Raw genomic sequence first — 6,021 nt, forward strand, 5'->3', positions numbered from 1 at the left:
CTGGGCACGAAAAAAGGGAGTGCCCATGAACGGGGCACTCCCTTTTTGAAGCACGGCTCGCGGAGAGCCGCCGCCTGCTCGCTAGGCGCTCGGACGAGCGGTCTTGCCGTGACCCGCCGCGGTCGCGCGACGCATCTCGGCGTCCTCCTGGGTCTCCACGCGGGAGGCCTTGCCCTTGAGGGCGCGGAGATAGAAGAGGCGGTTGCGGTTCACGTTGCCGCGCGAGAGGACCTCGATCTTCTCGTAGCGCGGGCTGTGCAGCGGGAACACGCGCTCCACGCCGACGCCGAAGGACACCTTGCGCACGGTGAAGGTCGAGCGGTTGTTGCCCTTCTTCTTGCGGATGACGATCCCCTCGAAGGCCTGCACGCGCTCCTTCTCGCCTTCCTTGACCTTCCAGTGAACGCGAACAGAGTCACCGGTGCGGAACTGGGTGACGTCCTTACGGAGGTGCTGGGCCTCCACGTACTCGATGGCGCTGCGACGCATGACTGACTCCAGAAAGCTCGGACTCGAGTCCAGTAAGCTCAGACTCGCGGTGTAGAGAGCGGGCGGTACTACCAGAGAGACGGGGGTCGGACAAGCCCGGAGAAGCCCGACCCGTGGCTCGGGAACCGTTGGAGGCCTACAACTCCTCCTCTTTCTTCTCCAACAGCTTCAAGTCCGCCTTCCCGAACGACAGGCGGGCATACAGGTCCGGACGCCGTTCCCGGGTGAGCTGGAGGGCCTTCCAGCGGCGCCAGCGGGCGATCCGGGCGTGATCGCCCGACTGGAGGGCGGCGGGCACCTCCACCCCCCTGAAGACGGGAGGCCGGGTGTAGTGGGGGTGCTCCAGGAGACCCTCCTCGAAGCTCTCCGTGACGCTGGAGGCCTCGTTGCCCAGCACCCCGGGCAGCAGCCGGGCCACGGCGTCCACCACGGCCAGGGCGGCCACCTCGCCCCCGGTGAGGATGAAGTCCCCCAGGGACACCTCCCCGTCCAGGAAGGGCATGACGCGCTCGTCCACGCCCTCGTAGCGGCCGCAGACGAGGATCAGCCCGGGCTCCCTGGCCAGCTCGCGCGCCTTCGCCTGGGTGAAGACGGGGCCGCGAGGGCTCATCAGCAGCACCTTGGCCCCGGCGGGGGCACGCGCCCGGGCGGCCTCGATGGCGGCCACCAGGGGCTCGGGCTTCATCACCATGCCGGCACCGCCCCCGTAGGGCGCGTCGTCGGTGACGCGGTGCTTGCCCTCGGCGAAGTCACGGATGTAGGTGACGGTGACCCCGAGCAGCCCCTTCTCGCGGGCCTTGCCGAGGATGCTCGCGGCCAGATACCCGGCCACGCTGTCCGGAAAGAGGGTCAGCACCTCCACCGGGTACATCAGGAGCCCTCGCCCTCGCCCTGGTCGCCCTCGACCCGGTCGCTCTCGGCCCCGTGGGCCTCCAGGTACTCCGGAGGCTTCACCACGAGGCGCCCGCCAGGGACGTCCACGGTGGAGACGAAGTCCTCGGCGAAGGGCACCACGAGTTCTTCCTTGCCCGGAGCGCGGATGACGAGGTTGGGCACCTCGCTGGTGCTCCAGAGCTCCTCCACGACGCCGAGCACGTTGCCGGCCTCGTCCACGGCGGTGAGCCCCACCAGGTCACCCTGGAAGTACTCGCCCTCCTCGGGGGCCTCCAGGTCCTCGCGGAACGCGAGCACGGTGGCTCCCACGAGCGCCTCGGCCTGACCGCGACCGCGTACCCCCTCGAAGACCACCAGCATCTCCTTGGGGGTGGGACGCACGGACTCGATGCTCAGGACGCGCTCCGCTCCGGTGCGAGGACGCACGAGGACGCGCTTGACGTAGTCGAGCGTCTCGGAGGCCGGGTCGAAGGCGCGGACGGCCACCTCTCCCTGGAGACCATGGGCACGGGACACATAGCCCAGCTCGAGATGGGGATTGAGCGTCACTGGCCTTCGGGGGAAGAAGTGGGAGCGCCCTGCTGGCGCCGGTCGTCCTGGATCTCCAGGCGGACCTTCTGGCCGTGCTTCTGGGCCGCGGCACCGAGCAACGTCCGGAGGGCACCGACAGTGCGCCCATCACGGCCGATGACCTTGCCCACGTCCTCGGGGGCGACCTTCAGCTCATAGAGCCGGGCCCCGTCCGCCTCGGACGCTCGCAGGCTGACCTGGTCGGGTTGATCGACCAGGGCCCGCACCAGATAGATGATGAGCTGCTCCACGCTGTCCGATCAGCCCAGCGGGACTAGGCGGGCTTGGCGGCGACGGCGGCGCGCTTGTGGCGCTTGATGAGCTCGCCCACGGTCTCGGACGGGGTCGCACCGCACTTCAGCCAGTGCTCCAGGCGGTCCGCGTCGAACTGCACCTTGGCCGGGCTCTGGTTGGGGTCGTAGGAACCCACGGCCTCGAGGAACTTGCCGTCGCGGGGGTTGCGGGAGTCGGTGGCGACCACGTGGTAGTACGGCTTCTTCTTGGCGCCCGCGCGGGCGAGACGGAGAACAACGGCCATTTCTAATGCTCCAGGTGAATCGAAGGTGAGTCGGAGGTGATCACAGCTTGGAGGGGGGCGCTTCTAATGCCCCACCAAGCGGATTGTCAAGGAAGCTTGAGGTCTTACGGGTTTTCCGAGGCGTTTTCCCCACCCCGGTTGGCGAGCTGCCCACAGGCCCCGGCGATGTCCCGGCCCCGGTTCTGCCGGATGAAGGCGGCCACATGGCCGTCGGTGAGGAGCTCCCGGAAGCGCTCGGCGCGCTCGTCCATGGTCGTCTTGAAGCCCAGCCCCGGGTTCTCGTTGTAGGGGATGAGGTTGACCTTGGCGGGGATGTCCTTGAGCAGCTCGATGAGCCGGTAGGCGTCCTCGTCGCTGTCGTTGAAGTCGCGCAGCAGCACGTACTCGAAGGTGATGCGGCGGCCCTGGCGCAGGGGGAACTTGCGGCAGGCGTCGAGCAGCGCCGCGATGTTCCACTTGCGGTTGACGGGCATCGTCTTGGAGCGCTGCTCGTCGGTGCTCGCGTTGAGGGAGATGGCGAGCTTCACGTCCGTCTCCTGGCCGAAGCGCTCGATCATCGGAACGAGGCCCACGGTGGAGACGGTGATGTGGCGGTGGCTGAAGTTGGGCCCTTCCACGGACTGGAGGATGGAGAGCGCCGTCTTCAGGTTCTCGAAGTTGTGGAGGGGCTCGCCCATGCCCATGAAGACCAGGTTGGAGAGCGGGCGGAGGGTCTCCAGGTTCTCCAGCTTGCGCACCTCGCGGTTGACCGCGTGCACCTGGGCGACGATCTCACCCGGAGTGAGGTTGCGCTTGAGCCCGAGGGTGCCCGTCATGCAGAAGGTGCAGGCCATGGCGCAGCCCACCTGGGTGGACACGCAGAGCGTCTTGCGGTCCTCCGAGGGCATGTAGACGGACTCGATGAAGCGCCCGTCGCGGGTCTTCCAGCGGTACTTGATGGTGCCGTCGACCGAGCGCTGCTCGGCGTCCTTCACCAGGGGGACGATCTCCGCGCGCTGCTTGAGCTTCTCGCGCAGGGCCTTGGAGAGGTCCGTCATCTCGTCGAACGAGGTGGCGCCGCGCTGGTGGATCCACTTGTAGAGCTGGCCGGCGCGGAACGCACGCTCGCCCAGCTCCTCGGTGAAGAAGCGGGTGAGGCCCTCCAGCGAGAGGCTGGAGACCTCCACGAGCTTCGCGGGGGGAGCCTCGACGGAGACGGCGGTGGCGTTGGCGTTGGTGGACTCGGGCTGCATCGTCATGGTTCCAACGGGGCGGGTGTGGGTGTCCCTTCCCACAACCAAGGACGCGGAGTCAAAGGAGCGCACGTCCCCTCCCCTGCTTTCCGGCGGTTTCCGAAAAGACGACGGCCTGGCAGCCGCGGAGGAGCGCGGATACCAGGCCGGGTCCCGGGCCGTGAGGCCCTAACAACTACTTCTTGCCGGCGTACTCGTAGCCGTGGACCTCGGTCTCGCGGAAGAAGTACGCGATCTCGATCTTGGCGTTGTCCAGGCTGTCCGAGCCGTGCACCGTGTTCTGGTCGATGCTGGTGGCGAAGTCGCGGCGGATGGTGCCCGGGGCGGCGTTGGCCGGGTTGGTGGCGCCCATGATGTCGCGGTTGGCCAGGACGGCGTTCTCACCCTCCAGCACCATGAGCACCACGGGGCCGGAGATCATGAAGCTCACCAGGTCCTTGAAGAAGGGACGCGCCTTGTGGACGGCGTAGAACCCCTCGGCCTGGGCCTGGGACAGCTGCTGGAGGCGGATGGCGACCGGCTTGAGACCCTTCTCCTCGAAGCGGGAGATGATCTTGCCGATGACGCCCTTCTGAAGCCCGTCGGGCTTGATGATGGACAGCGTACGCTCGATGGCCATGGTCGTGGTCCTCGTGTGTCGTGTGGAGGGTGGTACTAGCGGTTCTTCTTGGGAGCGCCGCGCTTGACGGCCTCCTGAAGCGTGGTGCCCAACTCGGCGGGGCTGGCGGCCATGACGAAGCCGGCGGCCTCCATCGCCTTGATCTTCTCCGAGGCCGTACCCTTGCCACCGGAGATGATGGCGCCGGCGTGGCCCATGCGCTTGCCCGGGGGAGCCGACTGGCCGGCGATGAAGCCGGCGATGGGCTTGGTGAACTCGCGCGCCACGTACTCGGCGCCGCGCTCCTCGGCATCGCCGCCGATCTCGCCGATCATGATGACGGCGTCCGTCTCGGGGTCGGCGTTGAAGAGCTTGAGCACGTCCACGAAGTCCGTGCCATTGACCGGGTCACCGCCGATGCCCACCGCGGTGGACTGGCCCAGGCCCAGCTGGGTGAGCTGGAACACGGCCTCGTAGGTGAGCGTGCCCGAGCGCGACACCACGCCGATGCGGCCCGGCTTGTGGATGTGGCCCGGCATGATGCCGATCTTGCACTTGGCGCCCGGGGTGATGACGCCGGGACAGTTGGGGCCGATCAGGCGAACGCCCGGCTTACCCTGGAGGTAGCGCTTGGCCTTCACCATGTCGTTGACGGGGATGCCCTCGGTGATGGCGATGATGAGGGAGATGCCCGCGTCGGCGGCCTCCATGATGGAGTCGGCGGCGAAGGGGGGCGGAACGAAGATGACCGAGGTGTTGGCGCCGGTCTGCTTCACCGCGTCGGCCACCGAGTTGAAGACGGGGACCTTGCCCTCGAAGTCGGTACCGCCCTTGCCCGGCGTGACGCCGGCGACCAGCTTCGTTCCGTACTCCAGCATCTGCTTGGAGTGGAACGAGCCCGCCGAGCCGGTGATGCCCTGGCAGAGGACCTTCGTGTTCTCGTTGACGAGGATGCTCATGGCTTGAACCTTTCTCTGCCTGGACTACTTCAACGCCGCGACGGCCTTCTCGGCGGCCTGGCGGAGGTTGTCGGCGGGGGTGATGGCGAGGCCGGAGTTGCGAAGCAGCTCCTTGCCCTTCTCCACGTTGGTGCCCTCGAGGCGCACCACGAGCGGAACCTTGAGCTGCACTTCCTTCGCCGCGGCGATGATGCCCTCGGCGATGACGTCGCACTTCATGATGCCGCCGAAGATGTTGACGAGCACCGCCTTCACGGCCGGGTCGGCGAGGATCAGCTTGAAGGCCGCCGTCACCTTCTCCTTGCTCGCGCCGCCGCCCACGTCCAGGAAGTTGGCCGGAGCACCGCCCACCAGCTTGATGGTGTCCATGGTGGCCATGGCCAGACCGGCGCCATTCACCATGCAGCCGATGTTGCCCTCCAGCGCGATGTAGGCCAGGTCCCACTCCTTGGCCTGGGTCTCGCGCGGCTCCTCCTCGGCGATGTCCCGGTACTCGAGCAGATCCTTGTGCCGGTACATGGCGTTCTCGTCGAAGTCCACCTTCGCGTCGAGCGCCACCACGCCGCCGTCCTTGAGGATGACGAGCGGGTTGATCTCCACCAGGGAGGCGTCCGTCTCCATGAACATGCGGTAGAGCGCGGAGCAGAACTGGACGAACTTGTTCACCGTGGGGCCGGAGAGGCCCAGGCCGAAGGCCAGCTTGCGGCCCTGGAAGTCCTGGAAGCCCACCGCCGGATCCAC

9 protein-coding genes are annotated in these 6,021 nt (G+C 67.5%); all 9 read right to left on the minus strand.

Features of this window, described 5'->3' with window-relative positions; translation table 11 throughout:
• Positions 1-81 precede the first annotated feature (81 nt).
• Positions 82-489 (minus strand): 50S ribosomal protein L19, encoded by a 408-nt coding sequence (gene rplS, locus VF794_RS37050; protein ID WP_331117960.1) that lies wholly within the window; start codon positions 487-489, stop codon positions 82-84.
• Positions 490-625: 136 nt separating this feature from the next.
• Positions 626-1,360 carry a tRNA (guanosine(37)-N1)-methyltransferase TrmD gene (trmD, locus tag VF794_RS37055; protein ID WP_331117962.1) on the minus strand — a complete coding sequence of 245 codons (735 nt, stop codon included), beginning with the start codon at positions 1,358-1,360 and terminating at the stop codon, positions 626-628.
• On the minus strand, positions 1,360-1,932 hold the full coding sequence (gene rimM / locus VF794_RS37060) for a ribosome maturation factor RimM (RefSeq protein WP_331117964.1): 573 nt from the start codon (positions 1,930-1,932) through the stop codon (positions 1,360-1,362). Before rimM ends, trmD begins: the two co-directional genes overlap by 1 nt.
• Positions 1,929-2,204: a KH domain-containing protein gene (locus VF794_RS37065; protein ID WP_331117966.1), complete on the minus strand. Its 276-nt coding sequence runs from the start codon at positions 2,202-2,204 to the stop codon at positions 1,929-1,931. The genes rimM and VF794_RS37065 overlap by 4 nt, the downstream gene beginning before the upstream one ends.
• Before the next feature lie 23 nt (positions 2,205-2,227).
• The gene (gene rpsP, locus VF794_RS37070) at positions 2,228-2,491 is read right to left on the minus strand and encodes a 30S ribosomal protein S16 (protein ID WP_331117968.1); all 264 of its coding nucleotides are present in this window, start codon (positions 2,489-2,491) and stop codon (positions 2,228-2,230) included.
• Positions 2,492-2,595: 104 nt separating this feature from the next.
• Positions 2,596-3,723 carry a 23S rRNA (adenine(2503)-C(2))-methyltransferase RlmN gene (gene rlmN / locus VF794_RS37075; protein ID WP_331117973.1) on the minus strand — a complete coding sequence of 376 codons (1,128 nt, stop codon included), beginning with the start codon at positions 3,721-3,723 and terminating at the stop codon, positions 2,596-2,598.
• Between the two features lie 175 nt (positions 3,724-3,898).
• Positions 3,899-4,342, minus strand: coding sequence for a nucleoside-diphosphate kinase (gene ndk, locus VF794_RS37080; RefSeq protein WP_331117970.1), 444 nt, complete (start codon positions 4,340-4,342; stop codon positions 3,899-3,901).
• A 35-nt stretch (positions 4,343-4,377) separates the two neighbouring features.
• Positions 4,378-5,280, minus strand: coding sequence for a succinate--CoA ligase subunit alpha (gene sucD, locus VF794_RS37085; protein WP_331117971.1), 903 nt, complete (start codon positions 5,278-5,280; stop codon positions 4,378-4,380).
• Between the two features lie 24 nt (positions 5,281-5,304).
• Positions 5,305-6,021: succinate--CoA ligase subunit beta (locus VF794_RS37090; RefSeq protein ID WP_331117972.1), on the minus strand; the 717-nt coding region annotated here is incomplete at its 5' end.

The sequence above is a fragment of the Archangium sp. genome (assembly GCF_036389735.1).
Classification (GTDB): Bacteria; Myxococcota; Myxococcia; order Myxococcales; family Myxococcaceae; genus Archangium.

Bases quoted from the DNA above. Each gene is read 5' to 3' on its own strand.
- rplS (WP_331117960.1), bottom strand. From the start codon at position 489: ATGCGTCGCAGCGCCATCGAGTACGTGGAGGCCCAGCACCTCCGTAAG.
- trmD (WP_331117962.1), bottom strand. From the start codon at position 1,360: ATGTACCCGGTGGAGGTGCTGACCCTCTTTCCGGACAGCGTGGCCGGG.
- rpsP (WP_331117968.1), bottom strand. From the start codon at position 2,491: ATGGCCGTTGTTCTCCGTCTCGCCCGCGCGGGCGCCAAGAAGAAGCCG.
- rlmN (WP_331117973.1), bottom strand. From the start codon at position 3,723: ATGCAGCCCGAGTCCACCAACGCCAACGCCACCGCCGTCTCCGTCGAG.
- ndk (WP_331117970.1), bottom strand. From the start codon at position 4,342: ATGGCCATCGAGCGTACGCTGTCCATCATCAAGCCCGACGGGCTTCAG.
- sucD (WP_331117971.1), bottom strand. From the start codon at position 5,280: ATGAGCATCCTCGTCAACGAGAACACGAAGGTCCTCTGCCAGGGCATC.